22 protein-coding genes are annotated in these 25131 nt (G+C 43.4%); 16 read left to right on the plus strand and 6 right to left on the minus strand.

Going from position 1 to position 25131, the window contains the following annotated elements:
- The first annotated feature begins 107 nt into the window (after positions 1-107).
- Positions 108-548, plus strand: a complete 441-nt coding sequence (locus AAE02nite_RS00100) for a hypothetical protein (RefSeq protein ID WP_146894399.1) — start codon at positions 108-110, stop codon at positions 546-548.
- 108 nt (positions 549-656) lie between these two features.
- On the opposite strand, the gene AAE02nite_RS00105 is transcribed toward AAE02nite_RS00100, so the two are convergent.
- The 4 genes from AAE02nite_RS00105 to AAE02nite_RS26815 all read right to left on the minus strand — a co-directional run bounded on the left by AAE02nite_RS00105 (position 657) and on the right by AAE02nite_RS26815 (position 2765).
- Entirely contained in the window at positions 657-1190 is a 534-nt protein-coding gene (locus AAE02nite_RS00105; protein ID WP_146894401.1) for a hypothetical protein, read from the minus strand.
- 138 nt (positions 1191-1328) lie between these two features.
- The gene (locus AAE02nite_RS00110; RefSeq protein WP_146894403.1) at positions 1329-1586 is read right to left on the minus strand and encodes a winged helix-turn-helix domain-containing protein; all 258 of its coding nucleotides are present in this window, start codon (positions 1584-1586) and stop codon (positions 1329-1331) included.
- Between the two features lie 67 nt (positions 1587-1653).
- Positions 1654-1833 carry a DUF2158 domain-containing protein gene (locus AAE02nite_RS00115; protein ID WP_146894405.1) on the minus strand — a complete coding sequence of 60 codons (180 nt, stop codon included), beginning with the start codon at positions 1831-1833 and terminating at the stop codon, positions 1654-1656.
- A 551-nt stretch (positions 1834-2384) separates the two neighbouring features.
- Positions 2385-2765, minus strand: a complete 381-nt coding sequence (locus AAE02nite_RS26815) for a fatty acid desaturase (protein ID WP_146894407.1) — start codon at positions 2763-2765, stop codon at positions 2385-2387.
- Between the two features lie 335 nt (positions 2766-3100).
- On the opposite strand from AAE02nite_RS26815, the gene AAE02nite_RS00125 reads away from it, so the two are divergent.
- The 4 genes from AAE02nite_RS00125 to AAE02nite_RS00140 all read left to right on the plus strand — a co-directional run bounded on the left by AAE02nite_RS00125 (position 3101) and on the right by AAE02nite_RS00140 (position 10425).
- Positions 3101-5479, plus strand: a complete 2379-nt coding sequence (locus AAE02nite_RS00125) for an ABC transporter permease (RefSeq protein WP_146894408.1) — start codon at positions 3101-3103, stop codon at positions 5477-5479.
- A 239-nt stretch (positions 5480-5718) separates the two neighbouring features.
- Positions 5719-8130, plus strand: coding sequence for an ABC transporter permease (locus AAE02nite_RS00130; RefSeq protein ID WP_146894410.1), 2412 nt, complete (start codon positions 5719-5721; stop codon positions 8128-8130).
- 455 nt (positions 8131-8585) lie between these two features.
- A complete protein-coding gene (locus AAE02nite_RS00135; protein WP_146894412.1) occupies positions 8586-9527 on the plus strand; it encodes a DUF4097 family beta strand repeat-containing protein in 942 nt (313 codons plus the stop codon).
- A 232-nt stretch (positions 9528-9759) separates the two neighbouring features.
- Complete coding sequence (locus AAE02nite_RS00140; RefSeq protein ID WP_146894751.1) at positions 9760-10425, plus strand: ABC transporter ATP-binding protein; 666 nt, start codon at positions 9760-9762, stop codon at positions 10423-10425.
- A 3-nt stretch (positions 10426-10428) separates the two neighbouring features.
- On the opposite strand, the gene pnuC is transcribed toward AAE02nite_RS00140, so the two are convergent.
- Entirely contained in the window at positions 10429-11001 is a 573-nt protein-coding gene (gene pnuC, locus AAE02nite_RS00145) for a nicotinamide riboside transporter PnuC (RefSeq protein ID WP_146894414.1), read from the minus strand.
- 89 nt (positions 11002-11090) lie between these two features.
- On the opposite strand from pnuC, the gene AAE02nite_RS00150 reads away from it, so the two are divergent.
- From AAE02nite_RS00150 to AAE02nite_RS00195, 10 genes are all read left to right on the plus strand, one after another.
- Positions 11091-11411 (plus strand): rhodanese-like domain-containing protein, encoded by a 321-nt coding sequence (locus AAE02nite_RS00150; RefSeq protein WP_246150693.1) that lies wholly within the window; start codon positions 11091-11093, stop codon positions 11409-11411.
- A gap of 420 nt (positions 11412-11831) precedes the next feature.
- The gene (gene guaB, locus AAE02nite_RS00155; RefSeq protein ID WP_146894416.1) at positions 11832-13301 is read left to right on the plus strand and encodes an IMP dehydrogenase; all 1470 of its coding nucleotides are present in this window, start codon (positions 11832-11834) and stop codon (positions 13299-13301) included.
- A gap of 198 nt (positions 13302-13499) precedes the next feature.
- Positions 13500-15566 carry a PP2C family protein-serine/threonine phosphatase gene (locus AAE02nite_RS00160; protein WP_146894418.1) on the plus strand — a complete coding sequence of 689 codons (2067 nt, stop codon included), beginning with the start codon at positions 13500-13502 and terminating at the stop codon, positions 15564-15566.
- Positions 15567-15581: 15 nt separating this feature from the next.
- Positions 15582-15920 carry an STAS domain-containing protein gene (locus AAE02nite_RS00165; RefSeq protein ID WP_146894420.1) on the plus strand — a complete coding sequence of 113 codons (339 nt, stop codon included), beginning with the start codon at positions 15582-15584 and terminating at the stop codon, positions 15918-15920.
- Entirely contained in the window at positions 15913-16332 is a 420-nt protein-coding gene (locus AAE02nite_RS00170; RefSeq protein ID WP_146894422.1) for an ATP-binding protein, read from the plus strand. The genes AAE02nite_RS00165 and AAE02nite_RS00170 overlap by 8 nt, the downstream gene beginning before the upstream one ends.
- 370 nt (positions 16333-16702) lie before the next feature.
- Positions 16703-18979, plus strand: a complete 2277-nt coding sequence (locus tag AAE02nite_RS00175) for a peptidylprolyl isomerase (protein WP_146894423.1) — start codon at positions 16703-16705, stop codon at positions 18977-18979.
- Positions 18980-19156: 177 nt separating this feature from the next.
- On the plus strand, positions 19157-20530 hold the full coding sequence (locus tag AAE02nite_RS00180; RefSeq protein WP_146894424.1) for a peptidylprolyl isomerase: 1374 nt from the start codon (positions 19157-19159) through the stop codon (positions 20528-20530).
- A gap of 6 nt (positions 20531-20536) precedes the next feature.
- On the plus strand, positions 20537-21502 hold the full coding sequence (locus AAE02nite_RS00185; protein ID WP_146894425.1) for an AAA family ATPase: 966 nt from the start codon (positions 20537-20539) through the stop codon (positions 21500-21502).
- 178 nt (positions 21503-21680) lie between these two features.
- The gene (locus AAE02nite_RS00190; protein WP_146894426.1) at positions 21681-22109 is read left to right on the plus strand and encodes a hypothetical protein; all 429 of its coding nucleotides are present in this window, start codon (positions 21681-21683) and stop codon (positions 22107-22109) included.
- A gap of 53 nt (positions 22110-22162) precedes the next feature.
- Positions 22163-22744 carry a GNAT family N-acetyltransferase gene (locus AAE02nite_RS00195; RefSeq protein ID WP_146894427.1) on the plus strand — a complete coding sequence of 194 codons (582 nt, stop codon included), beginning with the start codon at positions 22163-22165 and terminating at the stop codon, positions 22742-22744.
- Positions 22745-22814: 70 nt separating this feature from the next.
- Here the strand turns inward: AAE02nite_RS00195 and AAE02nite_RS00200 are convergent, their stop codons facing one another.
- Entirely contained in the window at positions 22815-23951 is a 1137-nt protein-coding gene (locus AAE02nite_RS00200) for a lipid A deacylase (protein WP_246150695.1), read from the minus strand.
- 148 nt (positions 23952-24099) lie between these two features.
- Here AAE02nite_RS00200 and recA point away from each other — a divergent pair, with 148 nt between their 5' ends.
- The gene (gene recA, locus AAE02nite_RS00205; RefSeq protein WP_146894428.1) at positions 24100-25131 is read left to right on the plus strand and encodes a recombinase RecA; all 1032 of its coding nucleotides are present in this window, start codon (positions 24100-24102) and stop codon (positions 25129-25131) included.

Consider the following 25131-nt stretch of genomic DNA (forward strand, 5'->3'; position numbering starts at 1 on the left):
CGAAAATCTCTTTCCCCAAAAGGAGGGTAAAAAATAATGCATTTGCAACTAAACCGTATTTAATTGGGTCAGTGGATTATAGGTAGTACTTGCTTAAACTAAACCGTATGAGAAAAATAGCCGCTGTTCTTGGTTTATTGCTATTATTAGGCTGCGAAGAAGATACCATTCATCCCATTAATTCTACTATCCAGATCGAACCTACTGAAATAACGGTGGGTACCGAAAAACGCATATTTCTGTCCTGTGCCACCGAGCAAACTTATATCTGCTCTAACTTTAATATTTTAACAACCCAGCAGGTACAGCAAAACCTTTTCCGGATCAACTTTTCCGGTATAGATAAAATTAGTTATTGTGCAAATACTTTGGGCCCGGCCCAGGCCAAAGTAGATTTAGGCGCATTGCCCAACGGTGATTACCTGCTGGAATTAAACAGTAAAACTTTCCGGAACAACGGTACGCTAAAAGTTACTGCCACCGAAATTAAACTGGATTTCCCGCACCAGGACGGCATTGCTATTATAAAGGAGGTATTTAAACGCTAATTTTATCCAGAACAAATTGCGTAAGCAGCTATTGAATCTTTGGCAATCAGCAGACGACTACAAATCAGAAAACTACCCGAGGGTTAATGAAACTGTCCGGACGGATGGCTATAAACCAATTCCCATGCCGCTCGTTTTCAACTGAGCCTCCAGTTGCATTTCGGTAGCTTTACACTTATGGGTTAAAATATCGGCATAAGCATCTACTTGCCCTTTTTCTTCTTCCATGGCGGTATAAATCTCTTTTGTTTTGCGCAATATATGCTCCGAGTTGGTTTTGTAAATGCTCCTCGCCTGCGTAATACGCGTGGTTTCTTTCTCCTGAGCTGCTTTAATTAAATCTTTTAATCGGCGCAGGTAAGTTGCTGCGCTAACCGCCGGCTCAACTAATGCCTGCGGCTCAGCATTAGCTTTAGGGGCTGTGTTATTTTCCGTGGGTTGAAGTAATTCCAGAATAGGTTGTACCAGATCCAGATATACTTTATGCCCTTCTTCAGTGGCCGCTAAAACTGCTTTAAATTCTTTCAATTCAGCCCGGTACCCAACTAGCCGGGCTAAATATTCATTTTTTTTCTTCTTCCAGTTTTTCAGCAACGAAACAAGTTCAATATTAATTTTATCCAGCTCATATTTAAGCTGCATAGGGCTTTTAATGTAATCAGTAGACATAATAATATTAAAAAAGAAGTAGTGTTCCGGTGTTGTGGCGAAGTAGATTTTACTTAAAGCCAAATTATTGCGGCAGGAAAATTTGATGCAAGAAAAACGAAGCGTAGTTTATCAGGAAATGGATTTGAGGTAGTTTAAGCCTTTTTGGGTTATCACGTACTGCTGTTTTATAGAATTCCGGTTTCGCTCCTGGTCCGATTTGATAAATCGTTGCTTTAACAAAACGGCCACATACCTTTTGTAATTATCAGTAGAAACCGGCACCCGAATGTGCTCTAATATGGTTTTCTGGTTATGCGGTTCTAAACAAAACTCCAGCATCTCTTTTTTAACATCGTCCAGGGGTATTATTTCTTTACTCGCCACCATACTTTACAGTTTAATTTATAATTTATTACAAAAATATATTATTTACCCTACAGAAAACACTGGTTATTTAACCCTGTTTTCTGTCTTTCAGCACCAGGTCCTGCGGATTAAAAGCCGCCTCCTTTAAGGTCATGCCTTCGTACCAACGGCAGTTGTAAAGGCCGGTCTTGGTTAGGTAATCAACGGTCATCATTTTATTACCAGATTTTGAAATTACGGAATCGCCCGTTTTGAAATTTTTAGGCATGTTATTAAAATAAAGTTGGTTAAAGGAAAATTTAGAGAAGCAAAAGGAGCAGACAATAAATATACAGGATGCGCCTGGCAGTATTATTTACAATTGCCAAGTGCTTGTTTTCAGAAGTTAAAAGTTAGCAAAGAGAAGCTTTTCTCTTTGCTAACCAGGAATATTGCATAAGCACAAGGCCTTCTACCTTTTCTCAGGGGCCTTCCCGACCGGAGCTGTATGCGGCATTAATTGCCGCTGAGGTACTAGCAATTTGCGTATTACCTCTGCTATATATTTAAGATTAATAACCATACCGGCTAAAATCAATAAAGAAAATAAGAATACTACGTTCATAAGCTGGTTGTTATAATTAGGTATACGTTAACTAATTTTTTTAACTGTAAATAGCTCAAAATAAAAGATTTATTTTAAGCCGGCCGGCCAAAACGACTGCTTTGGCCAACCTTTACCCAGGCAAAAAATTACCCGGGATTAAGTATTATTACTCTGTTACTTTACGGCTGCGAATCCCAGAAAAATATTACTTATTTAAGATTGTTATGGTAAACCTACGCGGCCATTACAGCCTTCTGTTCGCGCTCTAAGTAAGCCTGTTTACCAAATTTTTTGAGCATCCGGTAATCCGATCGCAAGGCGGCCCCAAACGAAGGACTTTCGAGGTAAGGCAAGTTAAATTCCAAGGCTGTCTTTTTTAGAATAACCGAAATAGCTGGGTAATGAATATGGAAGTATTTAGGAAAAAGGTGATGCTCTATTTGCAGGTTAAGGCTGCCCAATAAAAAGCCAACCAGTTTGTTATGCGTGGCATAATTGAAGCCTAAAACAAGCTTAAAAGCTATATCCGTATTTTTACCTATATAACTAGTAAAGCTACGTATTAATTTATAGGTAATACTAATAAATATTCGCTTGCAATAAAGAAGCCGAATTTATTTTAGCAAAATAGCTGTTAAAGCGCGTGCTGACTACTTCCAGGCAATTACTTTATTTCTAAATAATACAAAACCTGTTCACGCCCGAACACCAAACTGTTCAACTATGAACAGGTAATAAACTCCATTGTTTAATAAATACTTGTAAATCAACAAATTATTATAATGGCATATAAATTGGCCTAAGCATTTAAGCTGACAGAAACTTTCCTTATCGAATAGGTTTAAGAAAGAAGGTTATTCTTGTTTGGATTGGCTCAGTTAAATATTACCCAAGCTTAACTTCAATTTCCGGAAGTTCATCAGAATAAGTAAATTGTAAAAACAAAGCTATGCTGCACAACTACTTTAAACTGGCTTTTCGCAACCTGTGGCGAAACAAAGTTTTTTCCTTTATCAATATTGGGGGCCTGAGTCTAGGCTTGGCGTGTTGCATGCTTATTTTTTCGTACATCAAAGACGAAATTAGTTACGACCGTTTTCACGCGAAAAAAGGCCAGATTTACCGGATTACGGCTAATATTATTAACGAAGAAGAAGTAACTAAAACCGGCAGTACCAACATGGTAGTGGGGCCAGCCTTTAAGCAGGCAATACCCGAAATAGAAGCTTTCGTGCGGATGCAGGAAGACTTTTACATTGTGCGGCAGCAGGAAAACACTTTTAACCAGGAAGTAGTATTTGCCGATGAAAGCTTTTTCTCGGTATTTTCTTTACCCTTACTGTACGGCAACCCCAAAACAGCCTTAAGCAACTTCAACTCCCTGGTGCTTACCGAAAAAACCGCCCACAAATATTTTGGCAACACCCCGGCCATTGGCAAAAGCCTTGAGCTGAAAATGGGCGATACCTTTAAGCCGTTTGTGGTAACAGGCATCGCTAAAAACCCGCCCCAAAACTCATCGCTACAGTTCGAAGTGTTGCTCCCTTTTAAATATACCGAAACACATTTCCCTGATAACGCGTGGCTAGGCTTTTACATGAACACGTTTGTGGTTTTAAACCCATTGGCCGATCCGGAAAAAGTTGTACCTAAAATGAACCAGGTATTTCTGCAACAAGCCCGGCAACAGTTGCAGGAAGCTAAAGCAAAATTTGATTTTAAAAACCAGGTGCTATTTGGTTTGCAACCCTTACTACAAATTCACCTCGATACGGATTATGCTGATGTCCGGAATGGCTTAAAGTACGGCAGTAACCCAATTTACTCTTATATTTTAACCGGCATTGCGCTCTTTATGCTGCTTATTGCCTGCATTAATTTTGTAAACCTAACCGTGTCGAATTCGCTTAAACGCGGCAAAGAAATCGGCATCCGGAAAGTAATTGGCGGCAACCGCTTACAGCTTACTTTTCAATTTTTGTGCGAATCGTTCTTGTTGTGTTTCCTGGCTTTTGCTTTGGCGGTGGTACTGGTAGAACTTTCGTTGCCGTTTTTTAACGAAGTAGCCAATAAACGCCTGAGCTTGCCTTACCTGCTCGATGCTAAACTGGTAGCCGGTTACCTGGGAATATTTCTGATAACCGGTTTTCTGGCAGGTTTTTATCCGGCACTGGTTTTATCGGGTTTTAAGCCTATTCTGGTGCTGCAACACCGCTATAAATTTAACAGTAACGGCTACTTAGCCAAAGGCTTGGTAATATTTCAGTTTGCCGTAACTTCTTTTCTAATGATTGCCACCCTGGCCGTTTACGACCAATTTAATTTCTTAACGCATAAAAATTTAGGCTACAACGACGAAAATCTGGCGGTTATTCACTTGGGTCGCGGGCCCCATGATGAGGAGGTAAAATTATTTAAAAACGAACTGGCCGGAGAGCCCGGTATCCAATGGGTAGCCACAAAAGACGCCGGCCAAAATTATACGGTAGTTAAGGTTGATGGCAAAGAAATAGACTTTGCCATTAGCTGGATTGATGAAAACTTTTTGCCCGCCCTGCAGATTCCAATTGTAAAAGGCCGCAACTTTTCGTCGGCATCTCCGGCCGATGCGGAAAATGCAGTTTTAATAAACGAAACTTTTGCCCAAACCGCCGGCTGGATTAACCCCGTAGGTAAAAAACTCTATAACTTAAATGGCAATACCAAACCCATGACCGTAGTGGGCGTGGTAAAAGATTATCATTATGTTTCTTTAAAAGAAAAAATTGGTCCGCAGCTTTTTGTCGTGGGCGCCGGCGATGTTTGGGTAAAAATGAAACCTCAAAATATTTCCCAAACCCTGAAAATATTGGCCCAAACCCACCGCAAAATTCTTCCTTTTAAACCCTTCGAGCTTGATTTTATAAATACCCTGAACGAAAAAAATTACGAGCAGGAAGCCAAGTGGAAACAGCTCATAACCATGGGCGCTGTTTTATCTATATTTATTTCCTGCATTGGTTTATTCGGGCTGGCCACTTTGGCTATTCAGCAACGCACCAAAGAAATAGGCATCCGCAAAGTGTTTGGCGCTGCCGTTTCGGATATTGTGCTCATGCTTTCTACCGATTTTACAAAGGTCGTGGCCCTGGCCTTTTTCATCTCGGTGCCGGTGGGATATTACGCTATACATACCTGGCTGCAAGATTTTCCTTATCGCATTACTTTAAACTGGTGGCTGTTTGCCCTACCCTGTTTGGCTACGTTGCTGCTGGCCCTACTTACCATTGCGGCCCGCACCTTTAAAGCGGCCGTGGCCAATCCAATAAAAAACTTGCGGGTAGAATAACTGATTGAAGTCAGGATTTTCGCAAATTATTAAAAGTCCCCCTTCGGAGGGGGCAAGGGGGAGGATTTACACTATTAAAAACCATTTTGCGGAAATCTGAAAAGGAATTAAATAACTATAATCCCTTGGCAATATTTTCTAGAACCATCTAAAGATACATCCTGCCCAATACTGGTGCTCAACTTTTTAAATTAAGGTTAGAGCATAAAAGAAATTAAAACTCCCAATTTGCTACTATTATGCTGAAGAATTATTTAAAGCTGGCTATCCGGAACATGTTCCGCCATAAATTTTATTCCTTTATAAATATTATTGGGTTGGCTATTGGCATTGCCTGTTGCCTGCTGATTTTCCTGTACGTGCGCACATCGCTCAGTTACGATACCCACCATAAGGACGCCGATAATATTTACCGGGTTGTAACCGAGAACAAGAAAAGTGACCGACAACAATGGCTCACCTTAACGCCGCCCATGGTAGCGCCCACCTTGGTCAAAAATTTTCCGGAAGTAGAAGCCGCCGCCCGCCTGATAATATTACCCGGCAACCTGATAGAATACAAAGCGCATGAATTTTATGAAGATAATTTCTACCTCGCCGATTCTTCTGTTTTACAGGTATTAACCCTGCCGCTGCAACACGGCGATGCGCGCACGGCGCTTAACTCCCCGGATGCGGTTATTATTTCGGATGTAATTGCCCAAAAATATTTTGGTTCGGAAAACCCGATGGGTAAAATTATTAGCCTGAACAACGATACTAAATTAAAAGTAACTGGGGTGCTGGCTAAACCCAAAACACCTACGCACCTAAAAGCCGATATCATTCTTTCTTTTGCTTTTGCGCGGCAATTCTTTCCGGAGCGGCTGCAAAGCTGGAACTGGCACCAGTTTTATACCTACGTCCGTCTGAAAAATAATACTTCGGGCCCCGCCTTTGAAGAAAAACTAGCCCGCTTTACCGAAAAAGAAGTTGCACCCATTACGGCTAAAGCCGGTATTAACGATGTTTTCCATTTGCAGCCGGTAAAAGATATTTATTTGCGTTCCGGCCACTTAGAATACGACCAGCCCAACCGGGGTAACATTAATTTTGTGTATGCCTTTGCGGTTATTGCTTTATTTATTCTGGTTATTGCCTGCTTTAACTTTATGAATTTAGCTACGGCCCGCTCTTTAAAACGAGCCAAAGAAGTAGGTGTTCGCAAAGTAATAGGCGCCCACAAAGGCCAGCTCATTCTGCAATATTTAGGCGAATCGATCCTGATGACCTTGGTTGCTTTTTTACTGGCCATTCCTATTGTAGAACTAGCTTTGCCTTACTTTAACGAGCTATCCGGCGAAACTTTGAGACTGCATTTAGGTCAGGATTTCCTGGTAGTGGCGGGGCTACTGTTATGTAGTATTCCGGTTGGCTTGCTGGCCGGCCTCTATCCGGCTTTCTTTTTATCTTCATTCCTGCCCATCGATGTTTTAAAAAGTAATAATACCGGCAAAGGTTTTCGGCTTTCGGCTTTACGGCAAATATTGGTTATTACCCAGTTTGTCATTTCGGTGGTTTTAATTGCTGCTACGGCTATTGTATACCGGCAATTAAATTACCTTCAGCAAAAAGATTTAGGGTTTGATAAAGACCAGCTTTTGGTTTTTAATATGCAGAGCGATAAAATGCAGCAAGCCTACGAACAGGTAAAAACCGAACTTTTGCGCAACCCAAATATTGTTGCCGCTTCGGCTTCGTACGGCGAACCCGGCGGCCTGGTAGCCGGCGACGGCATCCGGCTGCGGGGCGATAAAGACAACCGGCCCATCAGCATGTTTACCGTAGATTACGATTATATCCCCTCCCTGAAACTCCAAATGGCAGCCGGCCGGCCGTTTTCTAAAAACTATAAAACCGATGAACAGCAGGCCTATATTATAAACGAAACCGCCGCAAAAGAACTAGGTTTTGGCACCCCCGAAAAAGCCTTGGGTCAGGAAATTATTTGGGATGAATGGCTGAACCCTGACAAATTGAAAATAGGAAAAGTGGTGGGGGTAGTAAAAGATTTTCATTATAAATCGCTGCACCAGAAAATAGAGCCGTTTATTATGCACGTGTATCCCGGCACTTTCAACAGAATGACTATCCGGATGCGCCCCGGTAATATTCCGGCAACCTTAACCCACCTGGAAAAAACCTGGAAAATTTTTGCGCCGGAATATCCTTTTGAGTACAATTTTCTGGATGAATATTTCGGAAAAATGGTAGAATCGGAACGCAAACTCAGCCAGGTATTTACCATTTTTGCCGGCTTGGCAATATTTATTGCCTGCTTAGGTTTGCTGGGCTTAGTGGCTTTTTCGGCGCAGCAGCGCACCAAAGAAATTGGCATCCGCAAAGTAATGGGTGCTTCGGTAACGCAAATCACCTTGCTCCTCACCAAAGATTTTACCAAACTGGTGCTAATTGCCATCCTGATTGCGACACCAATTGCCTGGTATGCCATGCATACTTGGTTACAAGATTTTCCGTACCGCATTACCATCAGTCCCTGGATTTTCTTCCTGGCCGGATTTATTTCGTTGTTGTTTACCTTAGTTACCGTTAGTTACCTGGCGCACCGGGCCGCCTCTACCAACCCCATCAAAAGCCTCCGTACTGAATAAAATATTTTAGGACTTTCGCAAAGTTATTGAAAGGTCCCCCTTTGGAGGGGGTAGGGGGAGGATTTACAATTTTAAAAAATCATTTTTACTAAAGTCCTAACTTATTCCGAAGGCTCTTCCTGGCGGTTCAGAAATCAATCTACATTCTGAACCGCCGTTTTCCTTTAGCTATTCAGCCTTAAAATTTGCGGTTGGTGTATAACCCATCAACTAAATTGTGCTAGTCATCGAGCGCTATAATTTATTTTCAGGTCAGCTGTTACTTTTTTATCAAACGCCAGTTACCCTCTTCGGATAAATATTTATTTGCCCAAGCAACCAATGTACTTAATAGAACATCTACCAGAATAAACAGGCCTTTACTTTGGAGCATAAATATATTACCTTAGCTGTACTCCCCAATAAATAATTGACAAACAATATTTTATAAATATTTACACCATAAATAAACCACTATGAAAAAATTAATCTTTGCCCTGGTTGTTGTGGCAGCGGTACTTTCTACTACCCTGCTGGCTTTTTCTCAAGACGATAAACAAAAACCTTATCTCGTAAAAAACTTTAGTTTAAACAACGGCGGTAACCTGGTAACCAGAACCTCGGGCGGCAGCATTAAAGTTACCGGTACTTCGGGCAACCAGGTTAAGGTAGAAATGTTTGTACGGCCGGCCAATTGGCGCAACCGCAACGAAGCCCCTTCTAAAGAAGTTTTAGAAAAATATACCTTTGACGTGCGCCAAGATGGCAATTCCGTTTACGCTGTAGCCGAACGCAAAGAGAAAAATTGGAAGTGGGATAATGATGATGCCCTGAATGTTTCATTTGAAATACAGGTACCTGAAAATATTGCCACTAAATTAAACACCAGCGGGGGCAGCATTAGCCTAGCCAATCTTACCGGCACCCAGGAAGCCAAAACCAGTGGCGGCAGCATCACCTTGAAAAATATTAAGGGCAATACCGTAGCCAACACTTCGGGCGGTAGTATAAATTTAAACCAATACCAGGGTAACCTGGATGCCCATACCAGTGGTGGCTCTATTAACCTGACGGATGCCCGGGGCACCTTAAAAGCCCGGACCTCGGGTGGCAGCATTCAACTGCAAAAAGTAGCCGGCGATATTGATGCCCGTACCAGTGGCGGCAGCATTCATGCCGATGTAACCCAGTTGGGCAAATATTTAAACCTGCATACCAGCGGTGGCAGCGTGCATGCTACCGTACCTAAAGGTCAGGGCTTGGATCTGGATTTAAGCGGTAATCGCGTAAAAACCACGCTTACAAACTTCGATGGTGAATCCGAAACCAACCGCGTTAAAGGCCGGATAAACGGGGGTGGCATTCCGGTAAAACTGAGCACTTCGGGCGGTACCACCGAGTTAGCTTACCGGATGTAAAGTATTTAATACAGACCGTTTAACAATTTAAAAAACCACCCCTGCCCCTCCTTGAAAATAAGGAGGGGAGCCCGGCTACCGGTTCGTCTTCCGCTTTTCCCAGAAGGTGTGTTGGGGCTCTATATAATACAAAATACCCTGGCCCGAAAATATTAGGTCAGGGTATTTTTTTATTCCGTTCCGAAAATATAATTTACCGTCGCTTACCTATATATAGCCAAACTTATCTATGCTGATTACGCTGAAAGATATCGATAAATATTACGCCAGTGGTTTCTCCCGCACCTACGTGCTCCGCAATATTAACCTGGAAGTACAAGAAGGTGAATTTATTTCTATTATGGGGCCATCAGGTTCTGGAAAATCGACGCTGCTAAATATTATTGGTATGCTGGAAGAACCCTCCAGCGGCGAATATTATTTCTTAGACAAGCCGGTACATAGGATTAAAGAGAAAGAGCGCACCCAACTCCATAAAAGTTTTATCGGGTTTGTATTCCAAAGTTATCACCTGATAGATGAGCTAACGGTTTATGAAAACATCGAAACGCCCCTGCTTTACCAGGATGTAAAATCCTCGGACCGCAAAGCCAAAGTAGCCGATATTCTGGATAAATTTAATATTGTAGGTAAAAAAGATTTATTTCCCACGCAGCTTTCGGGCGGGCAGCAGCAACTGGTGGGTATTGCGCGGGCGGTAGTAGCATCGCCTAAATTAATTCTGGCCGATGAACCTACCGGCAACCTGAACTCCCGCCAGGGTGAAGAAATAATGGAACTCTTCCAACGCCTGAACCAGGAAGGCACCACTATTATTCAGGTAACACATTCTGAGAAAAATGCTACCTACGGCTCCCGGATTATTGATTTGCTGGATGGCTCAGTGGTGAAAGCATAATAATTAAACAACCGGTTCCGGCGATCGCATTGACTTTCGCCATTCCCAATACCCTTGGGCCGCAATAATCAGGAATATAAAGTAAAGGCCTGCCGTGAGGTGGGCTTCTTTTTTCCAGTAAAGCCCTACGTAAAAAATATCGACCAACAACCAGATTATCCAGTTTTCAATTTTCTTTCGGGTAAGTAATATTTGAGCCAATACACTAAAAGCAGCCAATATAGAATCGAGCCACGGATAAGACGCATCGGTAAAGCTTTGGAAATATAGCGCCATCAGCACACTCGTAATAATACCCGTAACCACCACCAACCCAATTTGCTTTGGCTGCAGCCGCGTAACCGGCAACTCCAATTTATTTTTGCCGCCGTAAAGCCACTCGTACCAGCCGTATAAATTAGAACCCAAAAAGAATACCTGCAGCCACATATCGGCATACAACTGAATTTCGTAGAAAAAAATAAAATAGCAAGCGACACTTATTAACGCAATGGGCCACGTCCAGACATTTTGCCGGGCAGCCAGCCAAACGCACAAAAGTCCGGTTATCGCGCCTACTATTTCGTATGTATTCATTAATTATTAATTTCTAATCTTTTAATTGATAATTGCTGATTGTTTACTGATAATTGTTAATTGATAACTGTTCTCTGATAACTGAATAAATGCTGCCCGAAATTACAGTAACTGAACTTAGTAAAAAAATGGCCGCCGGCGAAGACATCTTATTAATTGATGTGCGCGAACCGGTAGAGTACGAAATTTGCGCTTTGACCTCGGTTTTAATACCACTCGCCGAGATACCTAAAAAACTGGAAAATATTCCCCAGGACAAACCGGTAATATTGGTTTGCCACCACGGTTTCCGCAGCGCTCAGGCCCTGCAATACCTGCAACAACGTTTTGGTTATAAAAACCTGCTCAATCTCAAAGGTGGTATCCACGCCTGGGCCGAACAAATAGACCCCACCATGCCGGTGTATTGAGGTTGGTTGTTTTACCACCCCTAGCCCCTCCTAAAATAGGCGGGGAACTCCGCTGATGCGTTTTCTACGGCTAACTTTTCATAGTTAATATTTCTTCAAAAATAATATTTGGGTAGGCAGAAAGACAGCAGCTACGAAGCAAATGACATCAGTTTGGTCATTCGGGCCTTTCAGGTTTCCGGTGCGCAGCATTCCGACGCAGGAGGAAAGGAAAGATGAGCAGCCCGAATGACCAAACGGGGCCCCGCGGCCGGAAGCAAACTTAGGCTTTAAACATTTATTAGCACCTCAGCATTGAAAGATGGAATCTTTCAAAAGAAATCCAGTACTTTCTTAATTCCAAACATTATTATTCCATAAATGCTGCCAATTCCAAAATTTATAGTAACTTTACACGGCAAATAACAAAACGTATTTGCAATGTCTTCCTCCCAATCCAAGATAATTTTTGAAGCCCTGACTTACGACGATGTGCTTCTGCTCCCGGCTTATTCCCAGGTTTTACCCCGCAACTGCGATACTTCTACCCCGCTCACCCGCAACATCCGGCTAAATATTCCGTTAATTTCGGCCGCTATGGATACGGTAACCGAGGCAGAACTGGCTATTTCGATGGCCCACGAAGGCGGTATTGGCATTATCCACAAGAACATGTCCATTAAGAAACAGGCCAACATGGTCCGGAAAGTAAAACGTTCGGAAAGCGGCATGATCCTGGACCCGGTTATTCTGGACGAAAAAGCGGTGCTGGGCGATGCGCTTAAGCTCATGCGGGAATATAATATTGGTGGCATACCAGTTACCAACGGCGACCGGAAATTAGTGGGTATTATTACCAACCGCGACATTCGGTTTCAGAAAGACAAAACGCAGCCGATTGCCGAAATAATGACGCGTGACAACCTGATTACTGCTAAAAAAGGTATCAGCCTGACCGAAGCCGAAGATATTTTGCAGCAATACCGCATCGAGAAACTGCCTATTGTAGACGGCGACGGTAAACTGGAAGGATTAATAACGTATAAAGATATCCTAAAAAGAAAAGACCGGCCCAATGCCTGTAAAGACGAGTTTGGCCGTTTGCGCGTTGGCGCCGCTGTTGGCGTAACCCCCGATACCCTGGCCCGGGTAGCAGCCCTGGTAGAAGCCGGCGTAGATGTAATTAGTGTAGATACGGCGCACGGTCACTCGCAAGGGGTATTGGATGCGGTAAAAGAAATAAAAAAACAATTTCCGAAGTTAGATTTAATTGCCGGTAACGTAGCCACCGCCGCAGGTGCCAAAGCCCTGGCCGATGCCGGCGCCGATGCCGTTAAAGTTGGTGTTGGTCCGGGCAGTATTTGTACCACCCGAATTATTGCGGGTATTGGGGTACCCCAGTTATCAGCGGTAATGGAAGCTGCCCGCGGCCTGGAAGGTACTGGCGTGCCGGTAATTGCCGACGGTGGTATTAAGTTTTCCGGCGATATTGTAAAAGCAATTGGCGGCGGTGCCAGCACCGTTATGATTGGTTCTTTGCTGGCTGGCACCGAAGAAGCGCCCGGCGAAATGCTTTTGCTCGAAGGCCGTAAGTTTAAAACTTACCGGGGCATGGGCTCAATTGAAGCAATGGAAGATGGCTCGAAAGACCGTTATTTTCAGGATGCCGAAGACGACATGAAAAAACTGGTGCCCGAAGGAATTGTGGGCCGGGTACCGTATAAAGGCGCAGTGGCCGAAGTGCTTTACCAATTAGTAGGCGGCGTTCGGGCCGGTATGGGTTACTGCGGGGCAGCTACTATTGATAAATTGCAGGAAGCCCAAATGGTTAAAATTACCGGTGCTGGTTTACGCGAAAGCCATCCGCATGATGTTCAGATAATTAGAGAAGCGCCAAATTATAGCCGGTAAAAAAATAGATTTTTTTTAATATATTTAAACTTATTTTTGGGGAAAAGAGTAGTTTTTAAAAGGCTCCGTCTCTAACCACCAGGTTTAAGATTTGGGCCAAAACTACTTTTTTTTACCCAAGGTAACTTTTTGTGCCGTTATATTTTAAATATACCTTACAACAACTTAATCGTAGCGAAAAAGAATAGTCGGTTATTCATGCCAGATCAGATAAAGCTTAAAAAATATTTTATTTTTATTGCGGTTTTAAGCTGGGGGTTGCTGGTAGGTAGTACCATCTTTTATTCTGCTACACACGGTAAGGCTACCCCCCAAACACAGCTTGCAGATTTTTTATCTTATGCCTTAAAAGCAATTTTTGTTTTTTCTGTTTTCATGGTGCAGCGCATCCGCGTGCAGAACTACAAAGGCCTTGATTTATTAGGTTACCTCTGGAAACTTTTTTTTCGGGCGGGTATTACGGCCTACATCTGCGCAGTAATGTACTTAGGGTACAACTGGCTCAAACCAGATCATCCTGAACCCAATAATTACCTGCTGCATATATTATACGCCGTAAACTTTGCATTCTTTGTTTATTTTATTGGCAAAGCTTTTCACATCTGGCGCGTACTTATTCTCCACCAGAAAACCAAAGCCTTAATGCTGGAATGGAAAATATTTGAGTGGGCGCTATTTGGCACTTTAATCCTGTCGCTTTTCCAGTTTAGTTTCCTGGATTTTATTTTTATTCCCCTTCAGCCCCTTTTGGCTATTTATGCTGTGTTTCTAAGCTTCCACCTGAAATGGGTAGCCTACATTACGGGTGGCAAAAAATGGCGAGTCATTTTACTTTTACTCGCTATTCTGGCCAGCATGGGCATTTTTATTCAGGTATTTATTTCGCTCAATAACCAGCTTACGGTTTACAACGATTTTCTGGATAATCCTTTTATCCGGTTAACTACCTTATTTGTGCTGGTATACCCCGCATTTTCATTTTTAGTAGCTTTATTCAGTCTGCCTACTGCTTCGGTGTTCGAACAAAAACGCTCCGATCTGCTAAATTTCCAACGCCTGACCCAACTCATTCAGAAAGGCGAAGACAAGCCGCAGGTTTTTAAAACTTTTTTCGAAAGCGCCGTTAATGCGTCTGGTTCCGATGCGGCCTGGCTCGAACTGCTGGATGAAGAAGGAGCCGAAGTAATTGAGTTTATAAATATACAGGAAGAACAACTTCAGAAAATCCGGAGTGAAGTGCAGAATGCGGTTGGCCACAATTTCGACTACGTAAATAACAATCTCGATAACAGCCAGCTCCGGCGCCTTAACCTGCCTTACAAATCTATTTATGTAACGCCTTTACGCGCAGCACAGCGCACCTTTGGTATTCTGTACTTATTAAAAGAAGTAGAGCAGGGTTTCGACCGGGAAACTATTAATGTAATCCGGACTTTTGTCAGCCAGACCAACCTTACCATCGAAAATTTACGCCTGGCCGAAGAAGCGCTGCAAACCGAACGCTACAAAGAAGAGCTTAAAATTGCCAGTACGGTACAGGAAAGCTTAATTCCCAAAACCTTCCCCAGCGATAGCTGGTTCGAGATTAGCTGCTTTTCGCAGGCGGCCAAAGAAGTAGGCGGCGACTTCTACGACTTCCTGCAATTAAGCGAAGGCCGGATTGCCATTATTATTGGCGATGTGTCGGGCAAAGGTATTTCGGCGGCTTTTCACATGGCCCAGATGAAAGGTATTTTTCATGGCCTGATGCAGGATGACCTGGAACCGGTGAAATTTATGGTAAAGGCCAATAACGCGCTTACCCACTGCCTCGAAAGAACCTCGTTTATTACCAGCTCGTTATATATAATAGATTATAAGTTAAAAGGAATATTTTTTGCCCGGGCCGGTCATTGTCATACCTTGTACTACAATTCTATGACCGAAGAAACCTTTTACTTTAACACCGAAGGTTTGGGGCTGGGCATTATCCGGGACCAAAACTATAGTAAGCGCATTCATAACATGCACTACGATTATAACCCCGGCGATGTAATGGTAATTTATACCGACGGCATTGTAGAAGCCCGCAACAAAAATCAGGAAGAATACGGCGAAGAACGCCTGCGCGAGATGCTTACCCAAACATATCACCTGGAAGCGGACGATATAAAATACGCGATTGTTAACGACGTTAATGAATTTAGTCAGGATATGCCCATCCACGACGACCAGACCCTGATAGTAATTAAGTTTAGAAATGTTCAACCAAACTTTTCCGCTTGACGTAATAAAATGGCTATGAAAATAACACAAGAGATTAAAGACAAAACGATCACCATTAGTTTAAACGGTGAATTAGATGCGAGTTCTTCTGTATTATTAGACGAAGAATTATCAAAACCTGAGATTATGCTCTTCAACAAAGTACTCGTTGACTGCGAGCATCTTAATTACATTTCTTCTGCCGGCTTAGGGGTATTTATCTCCCATCTGCAGCGTTTCGAAGACGCTCAGATAAAACTCATCTTCTTTAACATGCAGGAAAAAGTTAAAAACGTTTTCGAGATTCTGGGGCTCGACCTGCTGATGACCATTGTCTCTACCTACGACGAAGCCATGACCGTTTCGAATGAATAACTCGATCAGGATTAGAAGTAATAAGAATAACCTGAAAGTAGTAAGAGATTTTGTAACCAACTACCTTAGTCCTTATACGCTGGCAGAAAAAGAATTAAATCAGATTATTTTGGCTGTAGATGAAATTACAGCCAATTTAATTATTCATGCCAATAAAGAAGACGAGAGTAAGTTTGTGAAACTGGCTATTTTTCAGACCGGAGATACTTTTTTGTTTGAATTATCGGACAACGGCCATTCTTTTAACCAGAAAAACTACAAAGAGCCCGATATTAAAAAAATAATTTCGGAGGGCGGCAAAGGCGGTATGGGGGTGGCTTTGGTTAAAAGAATAATGGATAAAGTTGAGTTTACGACCCAGGGCACGAGCAATATTTGCCGGCTCTACAAAAAGGTGCATCAACCCGCCTGAAATTTCAGGTGAATGCTGCCCTACAATATTATTAACACTTAAAACTTTTTGCCGCCGCTATATTTTTACACCTGATATTAATGTTTTTACCTTATCCTTATATAAAAAGGCCCAGATGGGTTCCTGTATAAGGATTTTTTTATGTTCGTTTAAATTGGCCGTTTTAACTTAAAACCAAAACCCTTTTCTCTAAATGTTCTCTTCCCGGTACTGCCTTTAATAAATTTAAATTTTCCGTTAATATTTTCGTTACCTAATTTGGATTAACCAATCTCCTAATTACTTATAATAGTTAAAAATTTAGTAAAATTGCAGTCAGAGATTTCTTCTTTTAATTTATACCTTATTAGCAGGTATGCTTTTTCTTTGTATGCGTAAAAGCTTCTTTTATTTTGGTGCCACGGTGTTGCTTCTGGTGGGTTGTAAAGGCACGCAACCCCAGGCCAGTAAAGAACCGGTAATAGAAACCCTGGGCGACCGGCCGGTTTACACTTCTGAATTTGAGTACGTTTACAACAAAAACAATGGCAGTGCCGAGAATGCCTACACCCGGGCCAGTATTGAGGAATACCTGGAACTTTATACCAATTTTAAGCTCAAAGTAATGGATGCCGAAAGCCGGGGCCTCGACACCACCATGGCATTCCGGCGGGAACTGGATGGGTACAAGCAGCAGTTGGCGCAGCCCTACCTCACCGAAAAAAGTGTCACCGAAAAATTAATCCGGGAAGCTTATGACCGGATGAAGCAGGAAATTAATGCCTCCCATATTCTCATTGGCGTAGCACCCGATGCTGAACCCAAAGATACTTTAGCAGCCTACAATAAAATTCTGGATTTACGCAAACGCCTTGAGGCCGGCGAAGATTTTGCCAAACTAGCTCAAACCTATTCCGAAGATCCTTCGGCCAAAGAGAACAACGGCAAGCTGGGTTATTTTACCGCGCTGCAAATGGTTTATCCATTCGAAGATGCCGCATATAAAACCCCGGTAGGACAACTTTCTAACCCTATCCGGACCCGTTTTGGCTACCATTTAATTAAAGTAAACAGTGTACGGCCGGCGCAAGGCGAAATAAAAGTATCGCATATTATGGTGCGGGCTACGCCGGGTATGCCCAAAGCCGATTCGGTAGCCGCCAAAAGAAAAATAGATGAAATCTATACCCGGGTGGCCCGCAAAGAAAACTGGGACCGGCTGGTAGCTCAGTTTTCGGAGGATGTGAGCTCGAACCAGAACGGCGGCGAATTGCCCTGGTTTGGTACCGGCCGCATGTTGCCCAGCTTTGAGGAGGTAGCCTTTAAATTAGCCAAACCCGGCGATATTTCGAAGCCCGTACAAACTCCCTACGGCTGGCATATTATTAAATTACTGGAACGCCGCAGCCTGCCTACTTACGACGATATGGAAACTTCGCTGCGGAACCGGGTAGCCAAAGACTCCCGCTCCGAGTTAAACAAAGCGGCTTTTATCAAGCGCATCAAAACCGAAAATAATTTTCAGGAAGTAGCGGCCGCCAAGCAGTACGCGCTGGGTCGTGCCGATTCTTCGCTGGTAAAAGGAGTCTGGAAAAATAGCTTTCCCGATAAAGAAACCAATGTCACATTATTTTCTATTCAGGATAAAAAATACCAGGTAAAGGATTTCTTCTCTTATGTAGCGCAAAACCAGAAAGCCCGGCCTAACGCTTCGCCGGCCCATGCCATGCAGTTGCTCTACGATAGCTTTGCCGAACAATCTTTGCTGACTTACGAAAAAGAAAACCTCGAAAACAAATACCTGGATTACAAGATGCTGGTACAGGAATACCGCGATGGCATTTTATTATTTCAGTTAATGGATGAGAAAATCTGGTCTAAAGCCATTGAAGACACCGTTGGGCTACAAGCTTTTTTTGCGCAAAACCGCGAAAATTATAAATGGGACACCCGGGCCGAAGCAACCATTCTGAGTGCTGCCAATAAACAAATTCTGAATCGGGCCCAGCCGCTATTAAATGCAGAACGCTACGAAATCCGCAAAAACAAGCCGGCACCGGTGCTGTTTGCAGCCAATGCAACCACCCTATCGGCCAAAGCTACTGCTCAGCTCGATGAATTAGTTAACCGCTTATCTGCCGACCCGAACTTATCGGTGGCTTTAACCGGTCTGGCCGATGCCCGCGAGGCTGCCCGGAAAAATATACTGGTTCAGGAACGGGCGAATCAGGTAAAAGATTATTTGCAGAAAAAAGGCGTACCGGCCAGTCAGATAAGGGTAAATCCACCGCCTGCCACCGCCAACCGGCAGCGGGCGGTCAGCCTCGATTTATATTCGAAAGACGTAAAAGTACTGGAACAAGCATTCAACGAAAATAATCCGCTGGCACTGCAGGTAACCAAACGTAGGTTTGTAAAAGGCGAAAATAAAATACTGGATAAGGTAAATTGGCAGGAAGGCACTTATACCTTAGAGCAGGATGGCCGGGTTTATTTAATTCGGATAGATAAAATATTGCCACCGGGTTACAAAAACCTGAACGAAACCCGCGGCGTAGCCACCTCCGACTACCAGAATTACCTCGAAAAACAATGGGTAAACGAATTACGGCAACGGTACCCCGTAGTAGTAAATCGGGCCGAAGTAGATAAACTGATTAAAAAATAAAGCCTTAAATATAAAAACGCTGCTGGTAAGGCAGCGTTTTTATTATATGGTTATATTTAGGTACCTTTACTTTTCTTTCGGAAGTAAAATTTTTTTCTAATATAAAACGTTATCGATCAGTAGATTTTAGCGCACTAAACAGGCCTGATTCTACTGGCTCATAATTACCCAATTCAAATGATATCTAAATTTAGTTTACCTTTTTTAAGTAAACATACTTTCTTATTACTGGCTTTTTCTTTGGTAACTTCTTTTGCCTGGGCGCAGCAACGCCCTAAAGCAATTGATGGCATTATTGTTAAAGTAAATAACCAGATTATTCTGCGTTCCGACTTACAGACGGCTATTGCCCAGGAAGAAGCCCAGGCCCAGAAAAAAATCGCCGATCAGGACCGGTGCAATATTTTACGCGCCCTGGTGCAGCAAAAATTATTAGTTGCCCGCGCCGAAATTGACTCGGTGGTGGTAGACGAAGAAATGGTGGAAGGAACGCTGGATCAGCGAATGGGCTATTTTGTGTCGCAGATTGGTAGCGAACAAAAACTGGAGGAGTACTACAACAAAAGCATTAAGCAAATAAAAGACGATTTGCGCAAGCCCGTTCGGGAGCAGTTGATCGCCGAGAAAATGCAGTCGGAGATAACTCAAAAACTTTCGGTTACGCCCAACGATGTTAAAAAATTCTTTAATCAAATTCCGCAGGACAGCTTGCCTTACTTTTCTACTGAGGTAGAAATTGGTCAGATTGTAAAATTAGCCAGCGTAAGTAAAACCCAAAAAGACGAAGTACGCAACCGCTTACTCGAAATGAAAAAACGCATTCAGGGTGGCGAAAGTTTTGCAGAACTGGCAAACCAATATTCGGAAGACCCGGGCTCCGCTAAAACCGGCGGTGAGCTAGGCTTTATGAAGAAGAGAATGCTGGTACCCGAATACGAAGCTGCCGCACTCAAACTAGAGCCTGGCCAAATTTCAGAACCAGTTGAGTCCCAATTTGGGTTTCACCTGATTCAGTTAATTGAAAGACGGGGTGAAGAATACAATACCCGGCATATTTTACTGAAGCCCAACAGCACCGAAATTGATATGGATGCTACTGCTGCCGAACTTAATAAGCTGCGCGACCGTATTCTGAGCGATAGCATTTCTTTCTCGAAAGCAGCCAAAGAATTTTCGGATGACAAGCCAACCAAAGATAATGGCGGTTTAATGATGAATCCGCGCGATCGGAGCGCATTTATTCCCTTGGATTTGGTAGATCCGTCTATCTTCTTTATTATCGATACCATGGAAGTAGGCAATATTACCAAACCACTGGAGTACCGGACCGACGATGGCAAACAGGCTATGCGCATTATTTACCTGAAGTCTAAAACGCCGCCGCACCAGGCAAACCTGAGAGACGATTACCAGAAACTGGCCACTTATGCTTTAAATGAGAAAAAAAGAAAAGCCTTATCGGATTGGTTCGAAAAAAATAAAAACACGGTTTACATCGATATCGATCCAGAATTTAATAATTGTGATATCTTGCAAGGCAATCTCTTTTAAAGCCGCATGAGGAAATTTAACTCGGACAAAGAAGCAGCCGATTCGCTGCACCAGGCCTATTTGGGCCTTAATAAAGAAATTTCTAAAATTATTATTGGACAGGATGAGGTAGTACGCCTGGTACTAACCGCTATTTTCTCGCAGGGGCATTGTCTCCTCGTAGGAGTACCGGGACTGGCTAAAACGTTGCTCATCCAAACCATTGCGTCGTCGCTGGATCTTTCGTTTAACCGTATTCAGTTCACGCCCGATCTAATGCCTTCGGATATTGTGGGTTCTGAAACCATGGATCAGAACCGAAACTTCCAGTTCGTAAAAGGGCCGGTATTTGCCAATATTATTCTGGCCGATGAAATAAACCGGACCCCGCCTAAAACCCAGGCGGCGTTGCTCGAATCGATGCAGGAATATTCGGTTACGGTGGCTGGTCGACGTTACGACTTGCAACGGCCATTTTTCGTACTGGCTACCCAAAACCCCATTGAGCAGGAAGGTACTTATCCGTTGCCAGAAGCCCAGCTAGACCGGTTTATGTTTAATATTAACCTGGATTACCCAAGTTTTGAATCGGAACTGCAAATTGTAAAAAATACGACCTCCGATTTTAGAAACACCATCGAAAATGTTTTACACGGCGATGATATTATGGCCTATCAGCATTTGGTAAGGCGGGTACCGGTAGTAGATAATGTAGTGGATTACGCGGTGCGGTTAGTACACAAAACCCGGCCCAACACCCCAATGGGTGCGTCGCAAGCTAGCCAATATTTAGAATGGGGCGCCGGTCCGCGGGCTTCGCAGCATTTAATTGTGGGTGCCAAGTGTAATGCGCTGCTCAACGGCAAATATTCGCCGGATATAGAAGATGTGCAGGCAGTAGCCTATCCTATTCTGCGGCACCGAATTGTCCGGAATTTTAAAGCCGAAGCCGAAGGTGTTACCGTTGACAGCATTATTAAGAATTTACTTTAGAAAAATTTATACCCTACAGCAAAGGCCTGTTTAGTACTTGTATTAAACAGGCCTTTGCTTTTACCACCATGGGGTTTTAAGTAGCAATAACATTGTTTAAAAAGTAAATGGCTTTTGTCTAACTTTACCCGCAGATCAGCGGTATTAATAAAAATAACCTCATTCTTTTAAAAGAAGCATGGAAGCCAAAGCCCTTTACGAATTATTTGAACAAAACCTGAATACAATATTAGAAGTTCTGCACAGCGATGTAGAGATACAGCGCACCCCATTTCAGACGTCGTTACCCCTGGAAATTAAAATTTTGTGCACAGTGCTTAACACCACCGGCGAAAACTTTGGCGTACAAGCCGATAATTTAAACGCTGTAAGCGAATTTCATGACTTGTACGTCCACCAGAAAGACCACGCCTCGGTGGCCATGCAAAAAATTCTGAACGACAAACGCTCTTATATGAAAACGCCCGAAGGTACCGTGCTGGTGAAAGAACTGCTGATCCGGCGCTTAGAATATTTTAACGAAGCAGCCCGGGTACTGAATGTAATGGCCACCCAAAAAGCGTTGGGCAGTCCTTTACAGTACGACTATAATGGGTCTAAAAAATAATCTGGCAACGATGGGTAAAAATTGGTTATTCGTTTAATTTCTTTTTCACCAGCATGGCCGAAATAGCAGTAGAAACCGAATTAATAACCGAACGCCTACGGTTACGAACTTATCAGGAAGCCGATGCAGAAGCCTTCTTAACCTTAATTCAGGAAAACAAAACCCGTTTAGCACCCTCCTTCCCCAGCCGGGTGCGGGTAACCAACCGTTCCGAAGAAGCCCTGCGCTTGATAAAGCGGTTCCGGGTAGATTGGCAATTAGGGCAGGTATACGCCTTTGGTATTTGGCGTAAAGAACAAAACGTATATATTGGGGATATTTCGCTAAAGAATTTTGACAATTCAATCCCAAAAGCTGAAGTTGGCTACTACTTGGCGGCTGCCTCGGAAGGAAGAGGTTACTGTACCGAAGCTTTACGGGCCGTTACTAATTTTGCTTTTGAACAGCTAGACGTAAATAAATTATACATCCGTTGTTCGCTTGGCAATAACCGGAGTTACGCACTGGCCGAACGCTGCGGTTACCAGCGCGAAGGCTTGGTCCGGCACGATTTCCGGGACCACACCCGCCAGCTCATTGATGTTTACTACTACGGCATTACCCGCCCCGATTACCGGGCTTTTTACCAGAACTAATTCCAAACCACCATCCGAAGGTTAAAATAGTTGGAGTAATTAATGTTGGCTTTACCGGGTGGCAGTAAGCTTATTTTTTCCGTTTGGTTACAAATAAATCGGTATTATAACGCACGTAAAATGAACTGGAAAACTCCAGTTGCGGATCGTTAAAATCGTAGAGTGGTTCCAGGCGTAAGGTCAGAAACATATCTTCCAGCAGTTTTATATCGTGGCTAAAGCGGAGAATGAGTAGTTCCCGCTCTTTTTCTAAATAATTTGGTTTTTTAAAAGTGGTAGAGGCCGATTGAAACAAGCGTCCTCCCTGCTCCGCCAGATAACCATTCCCCCGCCAGTAACTCAGCATCACATTTTGCACCCGGGTATCTAAACCAGCGTTCAGGTAAAGGCCCGTACCACTGGTAAAAGGATATTGATACACATTGGAGAAGTCTTTAAACCCAACTAAATAATTTTCGGTATGCCAGGCCTTCCAGAAGTTACCATCGATGCTCTTCCGGAGTTTAAAACCAACGGCCCCGTTAAACAAAGTTACCAGCGGTAAACTAGCGGCATCTATCTGCCCGCCTTTGTGCTGTGCTGTAAACTGCACCGGCAAACTTAATCGCCAGCCCCGCACCTCGTCCTGGAACAAGCGCTGTTCTGCACTTAGGCCGCCGGCAATTTCTTCCCGGAACGGATCGCCCTTGTAAATCATTTTTTCCCAATCAATCCAGGAGTCGAGCCAGAGCTTATCGCGGTGCCAGATAAACTGAATGCCGTTTTCCAGCGGGTCGTTTATTACTTTCTCTAAATCGTACAGGGGCTCAATATAGCGGTGACTAACGTTGGCCTGCAAATTGCCGAACAGCAATTGATAATGCGGTTTTTGGAGCTTAACTGTAAACGTAGGCCTTACCTGGTTATAGCGGGTAGTGCCGAAATCCTGCCACAAGAGCGCCCCCGCCTCTATCCGAATAAATTCGGCCGGAAAATATACCAGCTTCGGATTCAGGTGGTAGCCGAATAAAGTATAGCCATCGGCAATATCGTTAAAGTATTCGTTGTTCTTCAGAAATCCGAAAGCATCCAGCCCAATCCGGAAATCCTGGTCGTACTCGGCTTGTACGGTAAGCTTTTTTTCGAGCGCCGAATTATCGAGCTGGGCATAAGTAATTCGGACCGAAAAGGTTAAAAACAGGAGAAAAAAAGAATAAAATATCTTCATAAATATACTGCCTGAATGGCACGAAAAAGCCTCCGCATATGTTAAAAATCAGCCTCTATTACCGTGGTTTCTTAGCCCGGCAAAGCTTGGAAATTGACGTAAAAAATCGTAATTTAGGCCTGAAATTAAGCAATATAAAAAGATAAAAATGAGTGCAAACAACGAAAAATTAAAAGCTCTCCAGTTAACCATGGATAAACTCGACAAGACCTATGGCAAAGGTACTGTTATGAGACTGAGCGATAACAAAGTGGAAGAGGTCCCTGCTATATCCACCGGTTCTTTGGGGCTTGATATTGCACTGGGCGTAGGCGGCTTGCCCAGAGGCCGCGTGGTTGAAATTTATGGTCCGGAATCGTCTGGTAAAACAACCTTAACATTGCATTGTATTGCCGAAGCGCAGAAAAAAGGTGGCCTGGCTGCTTTTATTGATGCTGAGCACGCATTTGACCGGGTTTACGCCGAAAAATTAGGTATTGATACTACTAACTTATTAATTTCGCAGCCGGATAACGGGGAGCAGGCGCTGGAAATTGCCGACCACCTGATTAGCTCCGGTGCTATTGATATTATTGTAATTGACTCGGTTGCAGCACTGGTGCCTAAAGGCGAACTGGAAGGCGATATGGGCGATAGCAAAATGGGTTTACAGGCCCGTTTAATGTCGCAGGCCTTACGGAAGCTTACAGGTACCATTAACAAAACCAACTGTTTGTGTATTTTCATTAACCAGTTACGTGAGAAAATTGGGGTAATGTTTGGTAACCCCGAAACTACCACCGGTGGTAATGCCCTTAAATTCTACGCTTCGGTGCGTTTAGATATTCGCCGGATTGGCCAGATTAAAGAAGGTGCCGATAATGTAACCGGTAACCGCACCAAGGTGAAGGTAGTAAAAAACAAAGTTGCGCCACCGTTTAAAGTGGTAGAATTTGATATTATGTACGGCGAAGGTATTTCTAAAGTAGGCGAAATCCTGGACTTGGGCGTGGAGTTAGGTATTATCCAGAAATCAGGTTCTTGGTTCTCTTACAACGGCGATAAACTAGGCCAGGGCCGCGATGCGGTTAAACAACTGTTACTGGACAACGAAGGCTTGATGGATGAACTGGAAGGTAAAATCCGGGCCATTGTAAAAGGCGAGCCGGAAAAAGTTGCCGCTGCATTAAGCGACGAATAA

It is taken from the genome of Adhaeribacter aerolatus, assembly GCF_007991635.1.
GTDB lineage: Bacteria > Bacteroidota > Bacteroidia > Cytophagales > Hymenobacteraceae > Adhaeribacter > Adhaeribacter aerolatus.

Excerpts from the sequence above, each read along its gene's own strand:
- AAE02nite_RS00100 (WP_146894399.1), top strand. The coding sequence starts at position 108 with ATGAGAAAAATAGCCGCTGTTCTTGGTTTATTGCTATTATTAGGCTGC.
- AAE02nite_RS00105 (WP_146894401.1), bottom strand. The coding sequence starts at position 1,190 with ATGCAGCTTAAATATGAGCTGGATAAAATTAATATTGAACTTGTTTCG.
- AAE02nite_RS00110 (WP_146894403.1), bottom strand. The coding sequence starts at position 1,586 with ATGGTGGCGAGTAAAGAAATAATACCCCTGGACGATGTTAAAAAAGAG.
- AAE02nite_RS00115 (WP_146894405.1), bottom strand. The coding sequence starts at position 1,833 with ATGCCTAAAAATTTCAAAACGGGCGATTCCGTAATTTCAAAATCTGGT.
- AAE02nite_RS00125 (WP_146894408.1), top strand. The coding sequence starts at position 3,101 with ATGCTGCACAACTACTTTAAACTGGCTTTTCGCAACCTGTGGCGAAAC.
- AAE02nite_RS00130 (WP_146894410.1), top strand. The coding sequence starts at position 5,719 with ATGCTGAAGAATTATTTAAAGCTGGCTATCCGGAACATGTTCCGCCAT.
- AAE02nite_RS00135 (WP_146894412.1), top strand. The coding sequence starts at position 8,586 with ATGAAAAAATTAATCTTTGCCCTGGTTGTTGTGGCAGCGGTACTTTCT.
- pnuC (WP_146894414.1), bottom strand. The coding sequence starts at position 11,001 with ATGAATACATACGAAATAGTAGGCGCGATAACCGGACTTTTGTGCGTT.
- AAE02nite_RS00150 (WP_246150693.1), top strand. The coding sequence starts at position 11,091 with ATGCTGCCCGAAATTACAGTAACTGAACTTAGTAAAAAAATGGCCGCC.
- guaB (WP_146894416.1), top strand. The coding sequence starts at position 11,832 with ATGTCTTCCTCCCAATCCAAGATAATTTTTGAAGCCCTGACTTACGAC.
- AAE02nite_RS00160 (WP_146894418.1), top strand. The coding sequence starts at position 13,500 with ATGCCAGATCAGATAAAGCTTAAAAAATATTTTATTTTTATTGCGGTT.
- AAE02nite_RS00165 (WP_146894420.1), top strand. The coding sequence starts at position 15,582 with ATGAAAATAACACAAGAGATTAAAGACAAAACGATCACCATTAGTTTA.
- AAE02nite_RS00170 (WP_146894422.1), top strand. The coding sequence starts at position 15,913 with ATGAATAACTCGATCAGGATTAGAAGTAATAAGAATAACCTGAAAGTA.
- AAE02nite_RS00175 (WP_146894423.1), top strand. The coding sequence starts at position 16,703 with ATGCGTAAAAGCTTCTTTTATTTTGGTGCCACGGTGTTGCTTCTGGTG.
- AAE02nite_RS00180 (WP_146894424.1), top strand. The coding sequence starts at position 19,157 with ATGATATCTAAATTTAGTTTACCTTTTTTAAGTAAACATACTTTCTTA.
- AAE02nite_RS00185 (WP_146894425.1), top strand. The coding sequence starts at position 20,537 with ATGAGGAAATTTAACTCGGACAAAGAAGCAGCCGATTCGCTGCACCAG.
- AAE02nite_RS00190 (WP_146894426.1), top strand. The coding sequence starts at position 21,681 with ATGGAAGCCAAAGCCCTTTACGAATTATTTGAACAAAACCTGAATACA.
- AAE02nite_RS00195 (WP_146894427.1), top strand. The coding sequence starts at position 22,163 with ATGGCCGAAATAGCAGTAGAAACCGAATTAATAACCGAACGCCTACGG.
- AAE02nite_RS00200 (WP_246150695.1), bottom strand. The coding sequence starts at position 23,951 with ATGAAGATATTTTATTCTTTTTTTCTCCTGTTTTTAACCTTTTCGGTC.
- recA (WP_146894428.1), top strand. The coding sequence starts at position 24,100 with ATGAGTGCAAACAACGAAAAATTAAAAGCTCTCCAGTTAACCATGGAT.